The sequence below is a fragment of the Nocardia sp. NPDC055050 genome (assembly GCF_053608345.1).
Genome location: NZ_JBSGVG010000014.1, coordinates 68,683 through 89,408 on the forward strand (window position 1 = coordinate 68,683; position 20,726 = coordinate 89,408).

At 67.4% G+C, this 20,726-nt stretch carries 22 protein-coding genes; 15 read left to right on the forward strand and 7 right to left on the reverse strand.

From position 1 onward, the window contains the following. Positions 1-27: 27 nt before the first annotated feature. The gene (locus tag ACWGCN_RS17085; RefSeq protein WP_449961136.1) at positions 28-459 is read right to left on the reverse strand and encodes a type II toxin-antitoxin system Rv0910 family toxin; all 432 of its coding nucleotides are present in this window, start codon (positions 457-459) and stop codon (positions 28-30) included. A 295-nt stretch (positions 460-754) separates the two neighbouring features. On the opposite strand from ACWGCN_RS17085, the gene ACWGCN_RS17090 reads away from it, so the two are divergent. Genes ACWGCN_RS17090 through ACWGCN_RS17110 form a run of 5 tightly spaced genes read left to right on the forward strand, consistent with a single transcriptional unit; the run spans position 755 to position 4,651 of the window. Further along, positions 755-2,134, forward strand: a complete 1,380-nt coding sequence (locus ACWGCN_RS17090) for a sensor histidine kinase (protein ID WP_379317792.1) — start codon at positions 755-757, stop codon at positions 2,132-2,134. Then, positions 2,112-2,525: a roadblock/LC7 domain-containing protein gene (locus ACWGCN_RS17095; protein ID WP_378989920.1), complete on the forward strand. Its 414-nt coding sequence runs from the start codon at positions 2,112-2,114 to the stop codon at positions 2,523-2,525. Before ACWGCN_RS17090 ends, ACWGCN_RS17095 begins: the two co-directional genes overlap by 23 nt. After that, positions 2,522-2,872, forward strand: coding sequence for a DUF742 domain-containing protein (locus ACWGCN_RS17100; protein WP_056817094.1), 351 nt, complete (start codon positions 2,522-2,524; stop codon positions 2,870-2,872). The genes ACWGCN_RS17095 and ACWGCN_RS17100 overlap by 4 nt, the downstream gene beginning before the upstream one ends. Continuing rightward, the gene (locus ACWGCN_RS17105) at positions 2,847-3,449 is read left to right on the forward strand and encodes a GTP-binding protein (RefSeq protein ID WP_266289261.1); all 603 of its coding nucleotides are present in this window, start codon (positions 2,847-2,849) and stop codon (positions 3,447-3,449) included. Before ACWGCN_RS17100 ends, ACWGCN_RS17105 begins: the two co-directional genes overlap by 26 nt. After that, positions 3,446-4,651 carry a cytochrome P450 family protein gene (locus tag ACWGCN_RS17110; RefSeq protein ID WP_378989921.1) on the forward strand — a complete coding sequence of 402 codons (1,206 nt, stop codon included), beginning with the start codon at positions 3,446-3,448 and terminating at the stop codon, positions 4,649-4,651. Before ACWGCN_RS17105 ends, ACWGCN_RS17110 begins: the two co-directional genes overlap by 4 nt. Before the next feature lie 74 nt (positions 4,652-4,725). On the opposite strand, the gene ACWGCN_RS17115 is transcribed toward ACWGCN_RS17110, so the two are convergent. Continuing rightward, positions 4,726-5,154 carry a MarR family winged helix-turn-helix transcriptional regulator gene (locus ACWGCN_RS17115; RefSeq protein ID WP_452460208.1) on the reverse strand — a complete coding sequence of 143 codons (429 nt, stop codon included), beginning with the start codon at positions 5,152-5,154 and terminating at the stop codon, positions 4,726-4,728. A 119-nt stretch (positions 5,155-5,273) separates the two neighbouring features. Between ACWGCN_RS17115 and ACWGCN_RS17120 the strand changes: the two genes are divergently transcribed. After that, positions 5,274-5,855 (forward strand): hypothetical protein, encoded by a 582-nt coding sequence (locus ACWGCN_RS17120; protein ID WP_452460209.1) that lies wholly within the window; start codon positions 5,274-5,276, stop codon positions 5,853-5,855. A 45-nt stretch (positions 5,856-5,900) separates the two neighbouring features. On the opposite strand, the gene ACWGCN_RS17125 is transcribed toward ACWGCN_RS17120, so the two are convergent. Then, positions 5,901-6,296, reverse strand: a complete 396-nt coding sequence (locus tag ACWGCN_RS17125) for a nuclear transport factor 2 family protein (RefSeq protein ID WP_378990020.1) — start codon at positions 6,294-6,296, stop codon at positions 5,901-5,903. A 127-nt stretch (positions 6,297-6,423) separates the two neighbouring features. Here ACWGCN_RS17125 and ACWGCN_RS17130 point away from each other — a divergent pair, with 127 nt between their 5' ends. From ACWGCN_RS17130 to ACWGCN_RS17145, 4 genes are all read left to right on the forward strand, one after another. After that, positions 6,424-7,035 (forward strand): TetR/AcrR family transcriptional regulator, encoded by a 612-nt coding sequence (locus ACWGCN_RS17130; RefSeq protein ID WP_452460210.1) that lies wholly within the window; start codon positions 6,424-6,426, stop codon positions 7,033-7,035. A 30-nt stretch (positions 7,036-7,065) separates the two neighbouring features. Beyond that, entirely contained in the window at positions 7,066-7,944 is an 879-nt protein-coding gene (locus ACWGCN_RS17135) for a siderophore-interacting protein (RefSeq protein ID WP_452460211.1), read from the forward strand. A gap of 97 nt (positions 7,945-8,041) precedes the next feature. Next, the gene (locus ACWGCN_RS17140; RefSeq protein ID WP_452460212.1) at positions 8,042-8,503 is read left to right on the forward strand and encodes a MarR family winged helix-turn-helix transcriptional regulator; all 462 of its coding nucleotides are present in this window, start codon (positions 8,042-8,044) and stop codon (positions 8,501-8,503) included. After that, the gene (locus ACWGCN_RS17145) at positions 8,500-8,877 is read left to right on the forward strand and encodes a DUF5313 family protein (RefSeq protein ID WP_378631042.1); all 378 of its coding nucleotides are present in this window, start codon (positions 8,500-8,502) and stop codon (positions 8,875-8,877) included. Before ACWGCN_RS17140 ends, ACWGCN_RS17145 begins: the two co-directional genes overlap by 4 nt. Positions 8,878-8,921: 44 nt before the next feature. Here the strand turns inward: ACWGCN_RS17145 and ACWGCN_RS17150 are convergent, their stop codons facing one another. Further along, the gene (locus tag ACWGCN_RS17150) at positions 8,922-9,476 is read right to left on the reverse strand and encodes a TetR/AcrR family transcriptional regulator (protein ID WP_387447347.1); all 555 of its coding nucleotides are present in this window, start codon (positions 9,474-9,476) and stop codon (positions 8,922-8,924) included. Positions 9,477-9,692: 216 nt separating this feature from the next. Between ACWGCN_RS17150 and ACWGCN_RS17155 the strand changes: the two genes are divergently transcribed. From ACWGCN_RS17155 to ACWGCN_RS17170, 4 genes are all read left to right on the forward strand, one after another. Beyond that, positions 9,693-10,931 carry a cytochrome P450 gene (locus ACWGCN_RS17155; protein ID WP_452460213.1) on the forward strand — a complete coding sequence of 413 codons (1,239 nt, stop codon included), beginning with the start codon at positions 9,693-9,695 and terminating at the stop codon, positions 10,929-10,931. 57 nt (positions 10,932-10,988) lie between these two features. Beyond that, positions 10,989-11,786, forward strand: coding sequence for an N-acetylmuramoyl-L-alanine amidase (locus ACWGCN_RS17160; RefSeq protein ID WP_452460214.1), 798 nt, complete (start codon positions 10,989-10,991; stop codon positions 11,784-11,786). A gap of 420 nt (positions 11,787-12,206) precedes the next feature. Then, positions 12,207-13,040: a carbohydrate-binding protein gene (locus tag ACWGCN_RS17165; protein WP_452460215.1), complete on the forward strand. Its 834-nt coding sequence runs from the start codon at positions 12,207-12,209 to the stop codon at positions 13,038-13,040. A 128-nt stretch (positions 13,041-13,168) separates the two neighbouring features. Continuing rightward, positions 13,169-13,561 carry a hypothetical protein gene (locus ACWGCN_RS17170; protein ID WP_378989929.1) on the forward strand — a complete coding sequence of 131 codons (393 nt, stop codon included), beginning with the start codon at positions 13,169-13,171 and terminating at the stop codon, positions 13,559-13,561. A gap of 56 nt (positions 13,562-13,617) precedes the next feature. Here ACWGCN_RS17170 and ACWGCN_RS17175 read toward each other — a convergent pair whose 3' ends face one another. Further along, on the reverse strand, positions 13,618-16,215 hold the full coding sequence (locus ACWGCN_RS17175; protein WP_387447351.1) for an ATP-dependent Clp protease ATP-binding subunit: 2,598 nt from the start codon (positions 16,213-16,215) through the stop codon (positions 13,618-13,620). 317 nt (positions 16,216-16,532) lie between these two features. On the opposite strand from ACWGCN_RS17175, the gene ACWGCN_RS17180 reads away from it, so the two are divergent. Continuing rightward, positions 16,533-18,596 carry an AMP-binding protein gene (locus tag ACWGCN_RS17180; protein WP_378989931.1) on the forward strand — a complete coding sequence of 688 codons (2,064 nt, stop codon included), beginning with the start codon at positions 16,533-16,535 and terminating at the stop codon, positions 18,594-18,596. Here the strand turns inward: ACWGCN_RS17180 and ACWGCN_RS17185 are convergent. Continuing rightward, a complete protein-coding gene (locus tag ACWGCN_RS17185; RefSeq protein ID WP_387447353.1) occupies positions 18,579-19,202 on the reverse strand; it encodes a TetR/AcrR family transcriptional regulator in 624 nt (207 codons plus the stop codon). The two genes, ACWGCN_RS17180 and ACWGCN_RS17185, sit on opposite strands and share 18 nt — an antisense overlap. Positions 19,203-19,232: 30 nt before the next feature. Then, on the reverse strand, positions 19,233-20,660 hold the full coding sequence (locus tag ACWGCN_RS17190) for an amino acid permease (RefSeq protein WP_378989934.1): 1,428 nt from the start codon (positions 20,658-20,660) through the stop codon (positions 19,233-19,235). Positions 20,661-20,726: the final 66 nt, after the last annotated feature.

Sequence of the window (20,726 nt, forward strand, 5' to 3'; positions counted from 1 at the left end):
GTTCCGTCCGGGCTTTCGCGTCGGGATTCAGCCGTAGAGCTTGACGAACATCTCCAGTGAGCGCTCGATATCGCCGCGCAGGGCCTTCGCGACGGCGGACCCGATCGGGCCGAACAGCGGCGCACCGCCCAGATCGATGTCGACACTCACCTTCGACCCGCTACCGCTCGGCTCGACGAGCATGCCGAGGCCGAACTTGGTGCCGCCGATACCCGTGCCGGTGAGGGCGAGCTTGCGCGGCGGTTCGGCGGTGCGCACGGTCCAGGTGACTTTGTTGCGGAAGCCCTTCACGCGGGCGATGCCGACGACAACGGTGCCTGGCGTCAGCTCCTCGGGCAGTGTTCCGCGCCAAGCCTCGTGAATGGTCAGCCAATCGCCGAGGTGCGGAAGGTCGGACGCGTGCGCCCAGGCCTGGTCCGGTGGGACGGGGACATCGACGGAAAGCTTCAGTTTCGCCACGCCCGGATAATATCCGGTACCCGGGGTTCCGCGAGCATCGGCTCGAGGCATAGCGAACCAGAATAGATCAACTGTCCAGTAGCGTGCAATGTTTCGAGCGGGAAACATGATGTCGGACAGGAAGATCCGTGTCGCGATCGTTACGTGTGCTGCTAATGTGTGCGGGTCGCTGGAATCGGGGCGTGTGAATCGGGTATCCGAAATCACCCCGCGGTGGACAGTGAATGCCTCGGCGGGCCGGCCGGCGAGGGCCACCGGCAACAGCGCCGTGTGGTCGAGGACGACGAAAGATCTGATGAACTCAGGAATTGCGGTGCTGTTGCTCGTCATCGGTGCGCCGCTGTTACTGCTCGCGATCGCGGTCAGTGTCATGGCCATGCGGAACGAGCGCCGACAGCGGCAGCGAGCCGACGCCGCCATCCGGGAACGCCTCGCCTGCGAGAACGCCCTCATGCAGCTGGCGCAGGGCACCTTGCCCGCGATCACTGCCGCGGTGCGCCGCCACGAGATCCCCTCGGTCGCGGTGGATCTGCCGGTGGAACTGGGCGATTCGCAGTTCGGCCAGGCGCTGCAGTGGATTGCCACGGGTCATGCCGAAGACCTGCGCGTGGTCGCCGAGGAAACCAGGGCGATGGTCGAGCGCTATGGCGAACAACGTCGCCTCGGTGAGATACAGGACGCCCGTGACCAGACCCGCGGTGAGCTCTCGGCATCCTCGCGGGCGGCCACGAGCGCCGCGGTGCGCTCCTTCGGCACCTCGGTGGTGAGCCTGGGCACCGACCTCGGACAGGTCGTCAGTGCCGCACTGCGCGAACATCGTGACGACGCCATCTACGAAACGCTCACCCGGATCGACCACACCGTGCAGCAGATGATCCGGCAGGCGCAGTCCTATGTGATCGTCTCCGGCGGTCTGCCCGGCCGCCGGTGGCCGCAGCAGTCGCTCACCGATGTGGCGGGCGGCGCGACCGGACGGGTCAGGGAATTCCTGCGGGTGCGCGCGGCCCAATCGGACCGGATCGTGATCAGTCGCGCGGTCGAACCGCTCGTGCACACCATGGCGACCCTGCTCGACAACGCGCTGCGCTACTCACCGCCGTCGTCGTTCGTCGAGATCGGTTTCCAGGAGGGCCATCACGGCGTCACCGTGATCATCGACGACGCGGGCATGCGGATGAGTCCCGAGCAGCTCGAGGACGCGCGCCTGGTGCTCAGCGGCGAACGCCCGGTCGACATCCACGATCTCGGCCCCGCGCCGAAGGTCGGCTTCCCCGGTATCGCGGCGCTGGCCCGGCGCTACGGATTCTCCGTGCACGTCGACGGGCCCAATATCTTCGGTGGCATGCGGGCCATGGTGTATGTACCGTCGGCGCTGCTGGTGAGCGGCGACGCCCCGCGGCTGCCCGAGCCCGAACTCGCCGCGCCCGCACACATTCCCGTGCCGGTCGCCGAGATCGAATCGCCCGGCGCCGACGTTCACGAGATCACCAGCGGCGGGCTGCCCAAGCGCCGCCGCAGACCGGTTGCCCCGGATTCGGCGGGGGTAACGACAGAGTCGGGGCACGCGCGCCCCGACCTCGCCGCTGCCTGGCGCAGCGGATCCCGCAGCGGTCGTGCCGCTGCGGCCGAGCGAACCACGGAAGGAACAGCCGATGAGCACACCGGTAGCCGATAGCACCAACCGATTGGCGTGGCTGCTCGAGGATCTCGAGATCCCCGGCGTCCGCTTCGCGGTCCTGCTGTCCGAGGACGGACTGCGCATCGCCCACTCCCGTGGCGTGAGCAAGGACGACGCCGAACGGTTCGCCGCGGCGGCCTCGGGCCTGCGCTCGCTCGGTAAGGCGCTCGGCGAGTTCTGCGGCGGCCCGTCGAACGCGGTGCGCCAGAACATGACCGAGTACGACGAGGGCATGATCATGATCACCGCCGCCGGTGTGGGCGCGCTGCTCGGTGTCGCCACCACCGCCGATGTCGATGTCGCGCTGGTGGCGCATCGGATGAACGAACTGGCCTCGCGCGTGGGTCACGAGATCGGCAGCGCGCCCCGCCTAGGCGGGAGGAATTGAGCCGCGGCAGGCGCGATCCCGATCTGGTGCGGTCCTACGTGCGCACCGGCGGGCGGGTGCGTGCCGCCCATGACCTGGACCTGGTGACCCTGGTTCGTGCCGTCGAGGACGCGCGTCCCGATCACCGCCCCGACGAACGTCGCCTGCTGGCTCTCACCAGCCGCCGCGGCGCTCTGTCGATCGCCGAGCTGTCGGCCTATCTCGACCTGCCCGCCTCCGTCGTGAAGATCATCGTTTCCGATCTGCTCGACAGCGGTCACCTGCACTGCCCCACCCCGGCACAGGTGAAGCCGGAACTCGCATTGATCAAGGAGGTGCTGCATGGCCTCCGCGCCATCGCGGGATGAGGTCGACTACGTCGCGGAAACCGTGACACGGTCGGTGAAGATCCTGGTCGCAGGCAATTTCGGTGTCGGCAAGACCACCTTCGTGTGCGGGGTGTCCGAGATCAGGCCACTGCGCACGGAAGAGACGATCACCGAGGCCAGCATCGGCGTCGACGACATGGCGGGTCTGGGCAGCAAGGTGTCGACCACTGTCGCACTGGATTTCGGCCGCATCACCCTGAATCCCCAACTGGCGCTGTACCTGTTCGGTACGCCGGGCCAGGAACGATTCGCCCCGCTGTGGGAGGAACTGGCTCGGGGTGCTCTCGGCGCGCTGGTGCTCGTCGACACCCGCCGTATCGAGAAGGCCGACGACGTGCTCTCGGCGCTGGAACAGCGTGGCGTGCCGTACGCGGTGGCGGTGAACGAATTCGAAGGATTCCGGCGCTACCCGCTCGAGGAGGTGCGCGAGGCGCTCGACCTCGCGCCCGAGACTCCGGTGATCGCGCTCGACGCACGTCGCCGTGATCAGGGCCTGCGCGCACTGATCACGCTGGCGGAATACCTCTTTCGCAGACAGGAAGCAACAGCGTCATGACGGTCGATATCGCCGCCGACGAACGGGTGGCGATGTGGGCACCCGAATTCGCCGCCGACCCACAGGCGGCGTACCAGCGGATGCGCCGGCGGTTCGGCTCGGTGGTGCCGGTGGAGTTGTCGCCGGGCATCCGGGCCACGCTGGTGATCGGCTATCACACCGCCGTGCGCATCCTCAACGACCCGGAGCACTTCCCGGCCGACCCCCGCATGTGGCAGCGCGACATCCCACTGGACTGCCCGGTGCTGCCGATGCTGCAGTTCCGCCCAGCCGCGCTGCGCACCACCGGTGCCGAGCACACCCGATACCGGCAGGCCAATGTCGCCGGGATCGCCGGGGTGGATCTGTACGCGATGCACAGCACCGTCGAACAGTTCGCCATTCCGCTGATCAACAGCTTCTGCGCGACCGGGTCCGCGGACTTGCTGAGCCAGTACGCGTTTCCGCTGGTGTTCCAGGCGCTGAACTCGATGCTCGGGTGCACGCCCGAGATCGGGCAGCAGGTCGCCACCGGGATGGCGCAGATCTTCGAAGGTGACGACGCCGAGGCGGGCAACAACCTGCTCGCCTCCGCACTGGCCGATCTGGTGGGGTTGCGCCAGCGCGAACCCGGTGACGACGTCGCCACCCGCCTGCTCCAGCACCCGGCGGCGCTGACCGACGAGGAAATGGTGCACCAGCTGCTGGTGCTCTACGGCGCGGGCATCGAGCCGATGCTGAACCTGGTGGTCAACACCTTGCGGCTGATGCTCACCGACGACCGGTTCGCCGGAGATGTGCTCGGCGGCAGCCTGTCCACACGCGACGCGCTCGACGAAGTACTGTTCACCGACCCGCCGCTGGCCAACTTCTGCATGACCTACCCGCGTCAGCCGATCCTGGTCGAGGACACCTGGCTGCCCGCACACGAACCGGTCGTCATCAGCATGTCGGCCTGCAACAACGATCCGGCCATCGCCGGGCGCGATGTTGTCGACAATCGGGCGCACCTGGCCTGGAGTGCGGGGCCGCACGGCTGTCCGGCCAAACCGGTGGCGTACCTGATCGTGCAGGACGCGATCGACCAATTGCTCGACGCGCTCCCGGAATTGAGCCTCGCCGTGCCGGTCGAGGATCTGGTGTGGCGGCCCGGCCCGTTCCATCGGTCGCTCGCGGCGCTGCCCGTGAGTTTCCCGAAGACACCGCCGCTGCCGATGCCCTGAATTCGCTCGCGAGGGCCCGACAGAGCGTGGGTCAGGACAAGGTCGCGTGACGCTCCCCGAATCGGTCGGCGCACTCAGGCTGCGAGCCGAGCGAGCAGGCGTCTGAGGACGGTGGCTTCTTCCGCGGCCAGGGTCGAGTGCAGGAACTGGTCCTCGGCAACTCTGATGCGTTCCTTGGTCTGTGCGTACAGAACACGTCCGCTCTCGGTCAGTCCGACGGTGCGCTGACGCTTGTCACTCGCACGAGAACGCGTGACGAGCCCCCGCACGGTCAGATCGTCGAGATGCTTGCCCAATCGCGTGGGATCGCGACGGGTGCGGCGCGACAGCTCTACCTGTGACACGCCCTGTGCCGACGTCAGTTCGCTCATGATCGCGTACTCCCACATCGACAGCCCGGCCTCACTCAGAATCGGTTCTTCCAATGCCGCCAGCTGCGGAAACACGCGAGCCATCAACGCGGCCAGATCTGGCTCGTCCTTCGCGTCGCCCTGCTCTGCCATGGACGCCCTTTCCAATATCGTCTACCGTGGTAGAGGATCTAGCGCATCTACGCCCGATGCGTTCAGCATCTCCTACCGGACCGGCGACAGTGGAAGCGAGATATGCGGTGGATGTATCCATGCTGCACACCCTGACCGAAGACCTGGCCTCGTTCCTGTCCGAGGTCACCCATGGCGACCTCAAATGTCCACTGCCGCATGGCACCGGCGACATCGGTGATCTGTACCTGCGCCTGATCGAGCAGAATCTCAGCGTCGCCGCAGCGACCGCGGGTGATCCGACTCTGCACGGACCGTCGATCGCACCGATGGACAGAGCATCCCTTGATGTCTCCGTGGACAAGTGCTACGGCGATGCCGGACTCGACGCGGGCTATCGACGGACTGCTCGGCTCATGGAGAACGCGTTCGCCTCGGTGACGGACGCGAGCCGGCTCATTCGAATGACAGGGGCCGGCGGGACGGTCGACATCGAGACCCTCTACGAGGAGCAGATCAGTAGCGCGGTGATGCATACCTGGGACATCGCCCAGGCGCTCGGAGGCTTGCCCTATCAACCGGCCACCGACGTGACCCAGTGGATCCTGCGGGCAACCGTCCTGCGGATGACGCAGACTCACGCCACCTCTGCCGAGGGTGAAGTGGCCGATGATGCGGGCGCCTTCGAGTGTGTGCTCACCCTGACGGGACGCGTGCGCTGACGGGTTCGGCGCGATGTCGGTGACCTCGGGCGAACGCGCTGTGGCTCAGGCGATCTCGGAGGGCGCGGTCAGCGCGGCCTGCATGGCCACGCCGTCGACGTAGGTGTGCTTCGCCTTGACCGCGCCGTCCTCGACGGTGACCATGTCCGCGATATCCACATCGACGGCGCCACCGGTGACGGAGGTGCCCGACAGCTTCCATCGCACCACCCAGAAGTCGTCGCCGACGCGCAGGTCGACCTGGGTGAAAGTCAGATCGGGGACGAGGGCGAAGGTCTCTGCGGCGGCGGTTCGGATTTCCGCGCGCCCGTGCGCGGGTGCGCCCCCGGAGTGCAGGTGGAAGACCGAATCGGGCGTGTGTAGCGCGGCGATCCGGTCGGGGTCGCGCTCGGCCCAGCAGGCGTGATAGCGCTCGAACAGATCCTTGGTGGCATCGGACATGGTCCCCAAGCCCTTCCAATATACAAACAGGATGACTGTATGTTCCCGAATCCGGTGTGGCCGGTCAAGGGGCGAACGGCCTCGGATCTGCCGCGACCCTCGTCCTGCCCTAGACTTCGACGTCGCCATGAATCCTGATCGCCGGACCCAAGCCGAACGCTCGGCCGCCACGCGTGCCGCGGTGATCCGTGCCGGGCGAGAGCTGTTCGGGCAGTTCGGGTACGGGGCGGTGAGCACGATCGCGGTCGCCGAGGCGGCCGGGGTCAGTCGCGGCGCGCTCTATCACCAGTTCGGCGAGAAGCGGGATCTGTTCGAGGCGGTGTTCGAGGATCTCGAGCGCAGCTTGGTGGAGGTGATCGCCGCCGCCGTGGCCCAGGCGCGTGCCGAGGATCCGATCGCGAGCCTGATCGTGGGCTGCCTGGCGTGGTTGCAGGCCTCGACCGCGACCGAGGTGCGCCGGATCGCGCTGCTCGACGCGCCCGCGGTGCTCGGGTGGGCCCGGTGGCGCGGGATCGAGTTGCGGCACACCATCGGCCTGGTGGAGAACGCGATGGCCGGTGCCATGGCCGCCGGCCGGATCAGGAAGCAGCCGGTGCGGCCGCTGGCGCTGGTGGTGGTCGGTGCGCTGGACGAGGCGGCGCAGTACCTGGCGCATTCGGCGGACGCGGGGGATATCGTCGCTGTCCGCGCGGTGATCGAGCAGCTCATTTCCGGCCTCGCCGTCGATCAGGGCGGGTAGTTCACAGGCTCGGTAGGTTAGGCTTGCCTAATGACGACTGGGACTGTGAATCGACCGGCCATGGTCTACGCGCCGCTGACGGTTCGTCGCGCGGTACGGCTGACGCCGCGGATGGTGCGGGTGACCCTCGGGTGTCCGGACCCGGCCGCCCTCGTCGACGCCGGGCCCGACCAGTACACGAAGCTCTTCTTCCCGCTGCCGGGCAGGCCGCGTCCCGTCGTGCCACCGCCACTGGACGACTCGGGCAGCGTGATGAGTTGGTACCAGCGCTATCTCGCGATGCCCGACGAGATCCGCCCGCCGATGCGGACCTACACGGTCCGGGCGCAGCGGCCCGAACTCGGCGAGCTCGACATCGATTTCGCCCTGCACGCCGAGCACGCGGGTCCCGCCTCGGACTGGGCGTCGACCGCGGTGCCGGGCGACGAGATCGGCCTGCTCTGCCCGCCGCACGCGCTCTACACCCCGCCCGCCGACCCCGAGTGGCAGCTGCTCGTCGGTGACGAGACCGCCGTTCCGGCGATCGGCGCGATCATCGAACGCCTCGCCGTGGGAGCGCGAGCGCGAGCGTTCATCGAGGTCGAAGGTCCGGCCGACGAGCAGAGCTTCGAGACCCGCGGCGACGTACGGATCGAGTGGGTGCATCGCGGCGATCGCCCGCACGGCGACGCGGTGGTCGCCGCGGTCCGTGCGGCCGAGCTCCCAGCGGGCGTGCCCTACGCGTGGATCTCCGGTGAGGCCGAGTTGGTGAAGCTCACCCGGCGGAATCTGGTCCGCGACCGTGGTGTCGACAAGCGCGCGATCACCTTCACCGGCTACTGGCGTCAGGGTCGTAGTGAGGAGGACAACGGCCGCGAGAAGGTGCGCCGTGCTGTCGCCGGTGAGCCACTGGTCCTCGACGAGGACTGACGCGCATCGTCCCGCCGCCCATCTGTGATGCCACTAATAGTTATTGCACTAACTATTAGTGGCGTAATAGTGTGTGGGCTGAGAAAGGTGGTGGACGATGCAGGAGCTCGACGACCCGCTGCGGCTCGACCGGCAGGTGTGCTTCGCCCTGGCGGTGGCCAATCGATCCGTGCTGGCGGTCTACCGGCCGTTGCTCGAACCGCTCGGCCTGACGCATCCGCAGTATCTGGTGATGCTGGCCCTCTGGGGTGAGGCGCCGATGTCGGTGAAGGCCGTCGCCGAGGCGATCCAGCTCGACTCCGCGACCTTGTCACCGCTGCTCAAGCGACTCGAATCCGCCGGTCTCATCACCCGCCGCCGCGATCCGCACGACGAGCGCACGCTGCACATCGAGCTCACCGAGGCGGGCCGTGACCTGCGTGAACAAGCCGAGCAGATCCCGCCCGCCGTCGTGGCGCGCCTCGGCGTGAGCCTGGCGGACCTGGAAGAACTGCGCGATGTCCTCGGCCGGGTGAACGCGGCCGCGCGACGCGCATCCGATGTGAGGGAGCAGCAGTGAGCAACTCGACCCCGAATCTCTGGCAGCGTGTTCGCTACATCACCGGCGGAACCCTGCCGCCCTCGATGTCGGACTGGGTGCTCGCCGACCTCACCGGCCCCGGCGCGACCCGCCGGTACCTGATGCGCTTCCTGCTGCCGGTGCTGCCGGTGCTGTGCCTGTTCTTGCTGGTGCCGGGCCCGCTGTGGATAGGGCTGTCGATGATGGCGTTGCTGTACCTGCCGCTGGTCTACTTCACTGTGGCGTTGGTCTACGTGTACCGGCGGCACCGCCTGGTCAGCCATGGCTTCGATCCCGAGTTGGCCAACGAGGCCGAACGCCGTCGGACCGAGGCCGAACGCGTTGCCTACGAGAGTCGCCACCACCGCGGCTGAGCTGAGCCGCGACGGATCGAGGACGCGCGGACCGAACGGGGGAGTCAGCCCGCACGCAGGGTGGGCCCGACGAATCGTTCGACCAGGTGACGTTCCGCCGTGGCGTCGGGCAGCGGCCAGGTGAGCAGCGACAACACGACGCGCACGACCCAGCCCGCGGCCTCGTCGTCGGGGGCGATCCGGGTCAGCGCGGTCGCGATGTGACCGAGTTCCGGTGCGCCGGCGAGGAATTCGTCGGTGTCGGGGGAGCGGTGGCGGATCAGCCACTGGCGCAGCACCGGGTCGGCGCGGATCGCGGCGACGGCGGCCAGGATCGCCTCGACGGGTCGTCGGCGGGGCGGGACCGAGTCGACGGCCGCCTCCACGCGTGCGACGACGGAGCCCGCGGCCCGGACCATCACGGCGCGTATCAGTCGTGGTTTGCCGCCGACACAGCGATACAGCGTCGCGCGCGAGCACCCCGCGGCCGCGGCGATGTCGTCGGCGGTGACGTTGTCTATGCCGCGTTCGAGGAACAGCGCGAGGGCGGCGCGTTCGATGCGGTCGACCGCGATGGTGCGTCGGTCACCGCCGGCCAGCCAGTCGACTTGGTCGCTCACCGGGGAACCTCCACTCGTGTCTGTCTCAGGGTGAGACGTTCGATGGAATCTGTCTAGCCGAATCCGGCCAGGCTGAAGGGTGTTTTCGACGAAGTACGCGGCGGATTGCGGGGCAACGCGGTCGCTGGACTGTCTCATCTCGAGACAGTCGTTGACCACATGCCTCTGCGCGGTACACGGTGAGCGCCGACAGCCCGACCAGGAAAGGCGGCAGCCGTGACCACGGACCTCGAAGCGATCGACCTGTTCGATGCGGCGGTGCTCGACGACCCCTACCGGATGTATCGCGCCCTGCGCGAACAAGCGCCGGTCTATCGGATACCCGGCACCGATTTCTTCCTCGTCGCCTCGTGGGCCGAGGTCACCGAAGCGACCCGGCGCCCCGCGGAGTTCTCCTCGCATCTGACCGGCGTGCTCGTCGCCCAGCCGGGCGCGGCGCCGATGACCTTCGACCTCGACGCGACCGGGCAAGCGGTCCACGTGCTCGCCACCGCCGACAGCGACGTCCATGCCGTCCACCGCGGCATCGTCGGACCGGCTCTGGCCAAACGGGTGCGCACGCTCGGCCCGTTCGTCACCGCGCTGACCGAACGGCTGTGGGCGGAAGAACTCGACGGCGATCGGATCGACTGGGCCACCGGGGTCGCCGATCGTTTGCCGCTGGCGCTGATCGCCGAACTCGTCGGTCTGCCGGGGACCGATGTCGCGAAACTGCTCTCGCTGGCCTACGACTCCACCGAGATGCTGGGCGGTATCGTTGCCGAGGGCCGGATGACCGAGCTGATCACCTCCGCGGCCGAGCTCGCCCACTACGCGTACCTCGCGATCGGCAATGCGAAAGACCGAGTGGCCGATCGAGATTCGCCGCGAACCCTGCTCGAGGTGCTCGTCGCCGCGGTGGATGCGGGCACGATCGACGAGCAGCAGGCGGTACTGATCCTGGTGCAGCTGATCGGTGCGGGAGGGGAGTCGACCGCGGGTCTGATCGCCTCGGCGGCCCGACTGCTCGCCGCCGACCTCACTCTGCAGACCCGTCTGCGTGAACGCCCCGAGCTCGTCCCCGCGTTCCTCGACGAGGCACTGCGCCTGGAGTCACCCTTTCGCGGCCACCACCGCCACGTCATGGTCGATACTCAGCTCGGCGGTGTCGACCTGCCCGCGGGCAGCCACCTGCTGTTGCTGTGGGGTGCCGCCAATCGCGATCCCGCCGTCTACCCGGATCCCGATATCGTCGATCTGGACCGGCGGCGCGGCCGTGCCCATGCGGCGTTCGGTGCGGGTGCCCATTTCTGCATCGGGTCCGCCTTGGCTCGGCTGGAAGCGATCGCCGCGATCACCCTGCTGCTCGAACGCACCGAACGGTTCGAGCTGATCGAGCAGGAGCCGCCACGCTGGGTGCCCAGCCTGTTCGCCCGTCGCCACGCGACTCTTCCGCTGCGCATCACCCGGCGCTGAACACGGGTTCGGCGGGGACGAGGCCGGGTCGTCGGCACGGTGTGGCACGGTGTCGGGGTGCGTCCCCGCCTGTTCCTGCCCGCCTGCCTGCTCGCGGCGACAGCGCTGTTCGCCGGCTGCGCGTCCACCACCACGGACGCGAACCCGGCGACGTCGACCGCGACGGCCGTTTCCTCGGAGAGTGCCGTGCCGCCGACTTCGCCCGCCGTGAACCACACGGTTGTCCTCGATCCCGGTCACAACGGTGGCAATGCCACCCATCTCACCCAGATCAACGCACCGGTGCCCGATGGGCGCGGCGGCACGAAGGCCTGCAACACCACCGGGACCTCGGCCGTCAGTGGCTACACCGAGCACGAGTTCACCTGGGACGTCACCCTGCGAGTGCGCGACCTGCTCGCCGCCCGCGGTGTTCGGGTGATCCTCACGCGCGCCGACGACACCGGTGTCGGACCGTGTGTCGATGAGCGCGCCTCGATCGCGAACGAGTCGGGCGCCGACGCGGTGGTCTCGATCCATGCCGACGGCAATACCGGTGCCGACGCGCACGGATTTCACATCGCCTACGCCGAACCTGCGCTGAATCCGGTGCAGGCCGAGGCGGGGACGCGACTGGCGAGGGCGTTGCGTGATGCGATGATCGCCGGTGGCGCGGTGCCCTCGACCTATGTGGGATCGACGGGACTGGATCCACGGGCGGATCTGGCCGGGCTCAACCTTGCCGAGCGACCGAGCGCACTGGTCGAATGCGGGAACATGCGCTCGGCGACCGACGCCGCGCTCATCGAGACCCCGGAGGGCCGGGCCCGCTACGCCGAACTGGTCACCGCCGGAATCCTCGCGTTCCTCGGCTGATTCGGGCGCCCGTCCGCCTATTTCGGAGGAGTCGCGCAAAGTTCGCCAGGCTCCCTGCTGTGGGTACTCGCCCTCGAACAGTAAGACAGCTTGTTGCCGACATGGCTACCTATCTACAACCGATGGCAAATCTGTACACCCCACACAGCAGCGAGATTAACCAACCGTTTGCTTCGGGTGGATACCGGTTGGTTCCAAACGTGGATATTCGCTGTATTCGCACAGTTGGGAAATGATCCGCGAATACCAGCCGGTAGCAGTATTTTTCGCTACCAGGACGGTTGACGGATGATCTTCGTCACCCTAATCTTCGGAATCACAGTTCGATATCGAAGTGTTCAGTGTCATCGCTCGAAATGTTTCCCGGACGGCAAGCCGGCCCCTGCCGTCCTCCGCGTGCGTTTCCAAGGAGTACTGATAGTGAGAAGTCGAATCCTGTTCTTCGCCGGAGCAATGGCATTGGCGCCCATCGCCACCGCAGTGGTGCCCGCCGGGAGTGCCACCGCGCACGGTTGGATCACCGGACCCGCGAGCAGACAGGAGCAATGCGCCCGTGGCCTCGTGCCCTGCGGCGCGGTGAAATACGAACCGCAGAGCGTGGAGGGACCGAAGGGGCTCACCACCTGTAGTGCGAACAAATACCCTGAGCTCGACGACGACAGCCTCGGCTGGGTGCCGCAGAAAGTCTCCGGCAGTGCGAGTTTCACATGGAAGAATACCGCGAATCATCGCACGCTGAATTGGGAATACTTCATCGGCAACACCAGAATTGCTGTGTTCGACGGCCGGAACGAACAGCCTTCCATGGAGGTGACCCATACCGTCGATGTGTCGAGTTATTCCGGCCGTCAGAAATTGCGCGCGGTCTGGAATATCGGTGATACCGCAGCGGCCTTCTACAGTTGCGTCGATCTCGAGGTGAGTGGCGGGGGCGGCACACGGCCGCCGACGACCACCCCGAAACCCACCACTTCCCCGCCGACCACCAGCACCCCGGCCCCGACCACCACACCGCCTACGACCACGAAACCCCCAGCTACAACCACGAAACCGCCGGTGACGACCACTCCCGGGCACGAGCATCCGACAACCACGGCCGCCCCCGGCGGATCGCCCTGGCGTCAGGGCGCCACCTATGCCATCGGCGACAAAGTCACCTATCAGGGCGCCACCTATAGCTGCAGGCAGGCGCACACCGTGCACGACCCGAATTGGACGCCACCGAACACTCCCGCACTCTGGTCGCGGCTGTAGTCGGCGCGACGAGGTCGGCGAAACGGTTCGTGTGTTCTCCCACCATCGGTCCCGCGATGGGGTGAGGATGGGGACCGACTCGCCGGCCTCGCGTTCGGTCGGCCCCGCAGCACAAGGACGTGAGAAATATGAGTGACAGGAAATTCGCCATCACCGTTGCTGCCCTCGGGACGGCGATGCTGGCCACGACCCTCGGTGCACCCACCGCCTCGGCCGGAGTTTCGCAATTGACGGTGAAACCCAACCTCAGCGTCGGCTCGGCAACCGACTACGGCACCGGATGCACCCACCAATTGCTTGCCAGGCTCAGTGTCGGCATCATTCCTGTCGCCTTCTACGACAACGGCGCGCTGCTGGCCGTGGTCGCGCCGACCGACGGCGTCGCCATGTTCAACTGGGTGCCGTCCTACACCGGCGCCCACACGATGACCGCCGTCCAGGACGGCATCGCCAGCAGCGCGAATGTGACGGTCGGCCGGGGCTTCCGCTTCGGGGAATCCTGCGTGGTCACCGGCGGCTGACCCCATGACAACACTGTGGCCCGGTTCGTACGAACCGGGCCACAGTCGTCGTTTCGCTACTTCGACGCGAGCTTCTTGTCGTCACCCTTCTTGCTCGCGGCCTTCTTGGCGGGTTTCTTCGCCGGCTTCTTCGCCGCGGACGCGGGTGCGGAACCATTGGTGTCGGGCTTACCGCCCGGGTTCATCGCCGTGACGACCAGATCGTCGTCGGCGGTGTCGACCTTCACCGTGCCGCCGGGATCGAGCCCGCCGTCGAGGAGCAGCCGCGAGACCCGGTTGTCGAGCTCTTTCTGCACCGTGCGGCGCAACGGTCGCGCACCGAATTCGGGCTGGAAACCGCGCTCGCTCAACCAGTCCACTGCGGACTGACTGATCTCGAGTTCGATGTCCTGGGCGGCGAGCATGCGCCGGGTGCGATCCAGGATCAGTTCGACGATCTGTTCCAGCTGCTCCTTGTCCAGGCGATGGAACACGATCTGCTCGTCGATCCGGTTGAGGAACTCGGGTCGGAAGTGCTGGCGCAGTAGCTCTTCGAGCTGCGGCACGATGGAGTCGAGGTCGCCGGGTGGCGCCTCGAGGATCAGGTGCGACCCGATGTTGGACGTCATGATCACGATCGTGTTCTTGAAATCGACTGTGCGGCCCTTGGAATCGGTGACGCGCCCGTCGTCGAGCAATTGCAGCAGCACATTGAACACATCGGGGTGGGCCTTCTCGACCTCGTCGAACAGGATCACCGAATACGGCTGACGCCGCACCTTGTCGGTGAGCTGGGCGGCATCGTCGTAGCCGACGTATCCGGGCGGGGCGCCGACCAGTCGCGAGACCGTGTGCTTCTCCTGGAACTCGCTCATGTCGAATCGGATCAGGCGATCCTCGTCGCCGAAGACCGCTTCCGCGAGGGCCTTGGCGAGCTCGGTCTTGCCGACACCGGTGGGGCCGAGGAACAGGAACGACCCGATCGGCCGGTTCGGGTCCTTGAGTCCGGCCCTCGCTCGGCGCACCGCCTCGGCGATCGCCACGATGGCCTCGTTCTGCCCGATCACCCGCTTGTGCAGGACGTCTTCTAGCTGGAGCAGGCGCTGCTTCTCCTCGGCGGTCAGATCGGCCACCGGAATGCCGGTGCGCTGGGAGATCACCTCGGCGATGTCGACGACATCGACGATCGGCTCCGACGACGTCGCACCGGACTCCTCCAGCTCCTCCTCGGCGGCGGCGATGTCGGCCTTGAGAGCCGTGGCCTTCTCGTAGTCCTCGTTGTCGACCGCGGCGTCCTTCTCCCGGTACAGCCGCGCGATCGCCTCGTCCCTGGCCTTCACCGCCGGGTCGGGGGTGCCCGAACGCAGCCGGACCCGGGCGCCCGCCTGGTCGATCAGATCGATCGCCTTGTCGGGCATGAACCGGTCGGTGATGTAGCGATCCGACAGCTGCGCGGCCGCGACCAGCGACTCGTCGGAGTAGCGCACCTGATGGTGCTCCTCGTACACATCGGCCAGGCCGCGCAGGATCTCGATGGTGTCCTCCACCGAGGGCTCCGAGACCATCACCGGCTGGAACCGGCGTTCCAGCGCGGCGTCCTTCTCGATGTATTTGCGGTACTCATCGATGGTGGTCGCGCCGACGACGTGCAGATCGCCGCGGGCCAGCGCGGGCTTGAGCAGGTTGCCCGCGTCCATCGAGCCCTCACCACCGCCGCCTGCGCCGACGATGGTGTGCAGCTCGTCGATGAAGATGATCAGCTCGTCCTTGTGCGCGCGGACCTCGTCGAGGATCTTGGTCAGCCGCTCCTCGAATTCGCCGCGGTACTTGCTCCCGGCCACGAGCGAGCCGACATCGAGTGCGATGACGCGGCGGTCGGCGAGGGTGACCGGCACGTCCCCGTTGACGATGCGCTGGGCCAGCCCCTCGACGATCGCGGTCTTACCGACCCCGGGATCACCGATCAGCACCGGGTTGTTCTTGCGCCGCCGCGACAGGATTTCGATGGTCTGCTCGATCTCCTCCGCGCGGCCGACAACCGGGTCGATCAGGCCCTCCCGGGCTTCGGCGGTGAGATCACGGCCGTACTCGTCCAGCGTGGGCGTGTCGGATTCCGGCTGCTGCCGCTTCGACGGCGCGGTCGCCATCGGGGTTCCCGGCGCGGGGACGCCGCCGCTCTGGGTGGCCGCGATCCCGGCGACCAGCGCCTGCGCGGCGACGCTGTCGGGGAGTGCGGCGATGCCGAGCAAGATGTGCTCCGGGCCGATGTAGCTGCTGCCTGCCTGGGCCGCCTGGCGCTGGGCGGCGCGCAGCGCGACCTTGGTGGCAGGGCTGAGCGTGATGTCGGCGAGGTCGTCTTCGCTGGGCCTGCCGGTGTCGAGGTAGTCCTCCATCTGCTCGGCGACCTGGTCGGGATCCAGGCTGAGCTCGGCGACGATGCTGCGCCCGGGTTCTGCTTCGGTGGCCGCGTACAGCAGGTGTTCGGGAGTGATTTCGGGGTTGCCCCATTCCTGGGCCGCCTCGCGAGCGGTACCGACCAGCAACTTCGCGTTGTCGGTCATCAACTTGCCCAGATCGATGCGTTGTACCGGTGGCTTCGAGGACATTCCGGAACCGAAGAATCGCTGGAAGATGTCGTCGAAAGGGTCCCGAGAACTCGGCCAATTTGCTGTCATGCCCACACCTCTTCGCTCGTCGCGCCGTGTGTCACGGCGACTCATGCAGATCGGGTCGGTACTGCCAGCAATACTTCGGCATCCTCGAAGGGTGTGCAAGGGATTGGACAGTTTCACATCGGCGATGTCGGCAGGTGTGGCGCACAAACCAAAATCCGGCCGAAACGCTCCCGAACCACCGGTTTTGTCTGATTCTTGATGACAGGGCGCCGCAGCCGGGTAGCGTGGCGACCCGCGAGGTGGTATCGGCCGCAGCGCCCATTTTTGCCCGCCGACCAGCTGGGTCGAACAGGCCGACGGGAAGTAGAGCACGGAGTTTGGTCAACGACGTCATCGATGTCAGCGCGGATTTCACGATCGCGCGTCAAGCGTTGTGGGATGTACTGCTCGATCCCCAGAGCTACCCACGCATGTTCACCGGAATCGGCAGTTGCGAACCGGTGGAACGTCCCGACGGCGCGGTCCACTGGCAGGTGCGGGTCGGGTCGGCGAGCGGCGGTATCCGCACGCACGAGTTCATTCTCGTGATCGGCCGCTGGTACGAGAGTTTCGAACTGCGCAGCCCGGTCCTCGGCAGTTTCGCCGCGATCCGCTTGCGTGGCGATCAGCAGCGCACGCGCCTCGATATCACCCTGTTCGCGACCGCGCGGATCCATCCCTTGCTCGAGCAGGGCGGCAACTCGCTGGTCACCGACTGGGTGAAGGCGGGGCTGCGCCGAACCGCCGACTCGATCGCGGGCACCCGTTCCTCGGTGGTGGTCAACGCCGAACGCTCGATGGTGCGCCGCAATGCCGGCGTGGCGCGCAGCATCGCGGCCACCGGCCTGATGCGGCCCGAGCCGATGTCGATCGTGAGACAGCTTCGCTCCCTGTCGAAATGGGGCTTCAACCTGGCCGGCGGGTACGCGGCGGGCGCGGCGTACGAACCCGATCGGCTCGCGCTGATCGATGCGGGCGGTCATCGCACCTTCGCCGAGGTCGACGCCAGATCCACCGCGCTGGCCGCCGCGATGCACTCGATCGGTCTGCGCAAGGGCGACGCCATCGGCCTGCTGGCGCGCAATCACGCGGGCATGGTCGAAACCATGGTCGCCGCGGGCAAACTCGGCGTCGACGTGGCGCTGCTCAACGCGGGATTGTCGGGGCGGCGGATCGAGGAGATCGTGCAGCGGCACCGGCTGAGCGCCGTCTTCGTCGACGGTGCGCTGGAAACGCTGATCCGCTACCTGCACAGCGAGGTACCGCGCTACACCACCGACGACTGTCCGCCCGACCCCGACCGCACCACGATCGACGACCTGATCACCCAGGCGCACACCGACTTCCCGGTGCCTGCCCATCCCGGCAGGCTGATCGTGCTCACCTCCGGCACCAGCGGTTCGCCCAAGGGCGCGCGCCGCCCGCACGCCAAGGGGTTCGGCACCATCGCCGCGCTGCTCTCGCGGATCCCGCTGCGGGTGGAGGAGGTCATGCTCATTCCCGCGCCGCTGTTCCACACCTGGGGTCTGGCCGGGTTGCAGCTGAGCACCGCGTTGCGCGCCACCGTGGTGCTGTCGGACGGTTTCGATGCGATAAATTGCCTGCGCGCGGTCGCCGAACACCGGATCACCACGTTGATCGTGGTTCCGACGATGGTGGAACGCCTGCTCGAGGTTCCCGACGAGGTCCGTGCGGGCTTGGACCTGTCGAGCCTGCGATTCGTGGTCAGCTGTGGTGCGCCGCTGGCCGGCGCCACCGTGTTGCGATTCCTGGACAGTTACGGCGACGTGCTCTACAACGTGTACGGCTCGACCGAGGTCTCGTGGGCCAGTGTCGCCACCCCCGACGACCTGCGGGTTTCGCCCACGACGGCGGGTCGTCCGCCGCTGGGTACCCGGGTCGCGGTGCTCGGTCCCGACCTGCGGCCGGTACCGGTCGGCTCCACCGGCCACATCTTCGTCGCCAACCACATGCTCTTCGACGGTTACGTGAACTCCGCGCCGCCGGAGGAGGCAGACGGCATGCTCGACACCGGCGACCTCGGCTATCTCGACGCCGCGGGACGGCTGTTCGTGGCGGGCCGCGACGACGAGATGATCATCTCCGGTGGCGAGAACGTCTTCCCGCGACCGGTCGAGGAGGCACTCGCCCACCTGCCGCAGATCAGCGAAGTCGCCGTGGTCGGCGTCCCCGACCGGGAGTTCGGTCAGCGGCTGGCCGCGTTCGTGGTGAAACGCGAAGGGGCGGGACTGGATTCGGACATGGTGCGGACCTATATCCGTAACCGGCTGAGTCGATTCTCGGTCCCGCGTGATGTCACGTTCCTGAGCGCACTGCCACGCGGGGAGACCGGCAAGATCCTCAAGCGGGTGCTCGTACCCGGGTCAGCGCTGAGCGAGTAGCAAGCCCACCGCACGCTCGATCGTCGCTGATGCCTGCTCGCCCGACAGTCCGCGCCGGTCCTGCAGGTGGTGGCGCGTCGGCCAGGCCAGGGCGCCGTCGACCAGATCGAGCAGCTCGTCGTCGAGTTCGCCGTCGGAGCGCGACAGTTCGGGTGCGAACAGCGCGGCCAGTACGGCGCGGATGCGTTCGTCGGTGCGCCGCATCCGTGCGTCGATCGCGTCGATCGATCGAGATTCCTGCAGACCGGGCAGCCGGGGCACGCGCTGCAGGTCGAAGATCGCGGCGCTCTGCGCGACCGCGACTGTGATCCGCTCGGCCAGGGCAGGCGAGGGGTCCGCGACGACCAGGCACCCCTCGACCATCTCGGACTGGCGCTCCGTCGCGGCCACCAGCAACGCTTCGCGGTCGGGAAAGTGCACGAAGACACTGCGTTCGGAGGTGCCCGCTCTGGCGGCGATCTCGCGCGCGGTCGGTGCGAAATCGCCCGCGGTCACCGCGGCGAGCAGTCCGTCGATGATCGCTTCGCGCGTTTTCGCGGGATCGCGCCGCCGCCGCGGCGCGCGCGCCTGCCCCGCGCCCGCCGCGGCGTCCTGCTCCGATCTCATCGACCCATCACAGCACAGTTCGCTGTCGGCCTACTTGCTCGGCTCCGGCGCGGTCCGGTTCATCACCGAGTGCTTGCGCGAATAGGCGAAGTACACGATCAGCCCGACGACCAGCCAGCCGAGGAAGCGCACCCAGGTCTCCCACGGCAGCGACCAGATCAGGTAGGCCGAGAACCCGATCCCGACCAGCGGGATCACCGGCATCAGCGGCAGCCGGAACGAACGCGGAGCGTCGGGCCTGGTGCGCCGCAACACGATCACCGAGACGCACACCACGATGAAGGCCATCAGGATGCCGATATTGGTGAGCTCGGCGACGGTGTTGATCGGCAACACGCCGGCCAGGATCGCCGCGCCGAAGCCGACGATCCAGGTGACCCTGGTCGGGACCTTGCGGGTGGGGTGGGTCTTGGCGAACCAGATCGGCAACAGCCCGTCGCGGCTCATCGCGAACCACACCCGGGTGACGCCGAGCATGAAGGTGAGCACCACGGTGATGATGCCGACGATCGCGCCGACCGCGATGATGTTGGCGACGCCCGGCATCCCTACCGATTCGAACGCGGTGGAGAAACCGCTGGTCGGGCTGATCTCGGTGTACTTCTGCATACCGGTGAGCACGAGCGTGGCCAGCACGTAGAGCACCATCGCGATCGCCAGGGAATAAATGATCGCCTTGGGCAGGTGCTTGCGCCCGTCGATGGATTCCTCGGCGGCGGTGCTCATCGCGTCATAGCCGAACACGGCGAAGAACACCGTCGCCGCACCCGTCCACACCGCGCCGGTGCCGAACGGGAAGTACGGCTCGTAGTTGGCGCTGTCGATATGGAACACCCCGAGCACCACGATGAGCACGACCAGGGCGACCTTGATGCCGACCGCGACCGTCTCGAACCGGCCCACACTGCCGATGCCGCGCGAGAGCACCCACGCGGTGCCGAGACAGAACAGCACCGCGAACAGGTCGATCACCCGGCCGTCCCCGGTATCGGGCGCGCCGAGCATCCACTCCGGCAGGGTCAGCCCGATCTGATCGAGCAGGAACCCGAAATAGCCCGACACACCGATCGCGACCACCGCCGCCACCGCGATGTACTCGAGCAGCAGATCCCAGCCGATGAACCAGCCGGCGAGCTCACCGAGGGAAACATAGCCGTAGGTGTAGGCCGAGCCCGCTTTCGGGACCATGCCCGCGAATTCGGCGTAGCACAGCGCTGCCGCGGCGCTGGCGACACCGGCGATCAGGAACGAGATCAGCACTGCCGGACCGGTGACCGAGTGCGCGACCGAGCCCGCCAGCGTGAAGATGCCCGCGCCGATGATGCCGCCGACGCCGATCGCGGTGAGCTGCCAGAGCCCGAGTGATTTGGCCAGGCGCTCGTCACTGGGGATCTCGTCGTCGACCTCGATCAATGGTTTGCGGCGCAACATCTGGGTGCGCAGCTCTGCGAAAGACATTCGCGTTTCCTTCCATCGGCGCACACCGCCGCGTCACGGTGGGCTCATCCGAGTACACCGCCACGC

Coding starts and splice junctions, on each gene's coding strand:
- ACWGCN_RS17090 (WP_379317792.1), top strand. CDS start 755: ATGAACTCAGGAATTGCGGTGCTGTTGCTCGTCATCGGTGCGCCGCTG.
- ACWGCN_RS17095 (WP_378989920.1), top strand. CDS start 2,112: ATGAGCACACCGGTAGCCGATAGCACCAACCGATTGGCGTGGCTGCTC.
- ACWGCN_RS17105 (WP_266289261.1), top strand. CDS start 2,847: ATGGCCTCCGCGCCATCGCGGGATGAGGTCGACTACGTCGCGGAAACC.
- ACWGCN_RS17110 (WP_378989921.1), top strand. CDS start 3,446: ATGACGGTCGATATCGCCGCCGACGAACGGGTGGCGATGTGGGCACCC.
- ACWGCN_RS17115 (WP_452460208.1), bottom strand. CDS start 5,154: ATGGCAGAGCAGGGCGACGCGAAGGACGAGCCAGATCTGGCCGCGTTG.
- ACWGCN_RS17120 (WP_452460209.1), top strand. CDS start 5,274: ATGCTGCACACCCTGACCGAAGACCTGGCCTCGTTCCTGTCCGAGGTC.
- ACWGCN_RS17125 (WP_378990020.1), bottom strand. CDS start 6,296: ATGTCCGATGCCACCAAGGATCTGTTCGAGCGCTATCACGCCTGCTGG.
- ACWGCN_RS17130 (WP_452460210.1), top strand. CDS start 6,424: ATGAATCCTGATCGCCGGACCCAAGCCGAACGCTCGGCCGCCACGCGT.
- ACWGCN_RS17135 (WP_452460211.1), top strand. CDS start 7,066: ATGACGACTGGGACTGTGAATCGACCGGCCATGGTCTACGCGCCGCTG.
- ACWGCN_RS17140 (WP_452460212.1), top strand. CDS start 8,042: ATGCAGGAGCTCGACGACCCGCTGCGGCTCGACCGGCAGGTGTGCTTC.
- ACWGCN_RS17170 (WP_378989929.1), top strand. CDS start 13,169: ATGAGTGACAGGAAATTCGCCATCACCGTTGCTGCCCTCGGGACGGCG.
- ACWGCN_RS17175 (WP_387447351.1), bottom strand. CDS start 16,215: ATGACAGCAAATTGGCCGAGTTCTCGGGACCCTTTCGACGACATCTTC.
- ACWGCN_RS17185 (WP_387447353.1), bottom strand. CDS start 19,202: ATGAGATCGGAGCAGGACGCCGCGGCGGGCGCGGGGCAGGCGCGCGCG.
- ACWGCN_RS17190 (WP_378989934.1), bottom strand. CDS start 20,660: ATGTCTTTCGCAGAGCTGCGCACCCAGATGTTGCGCCGCAAACCATTG.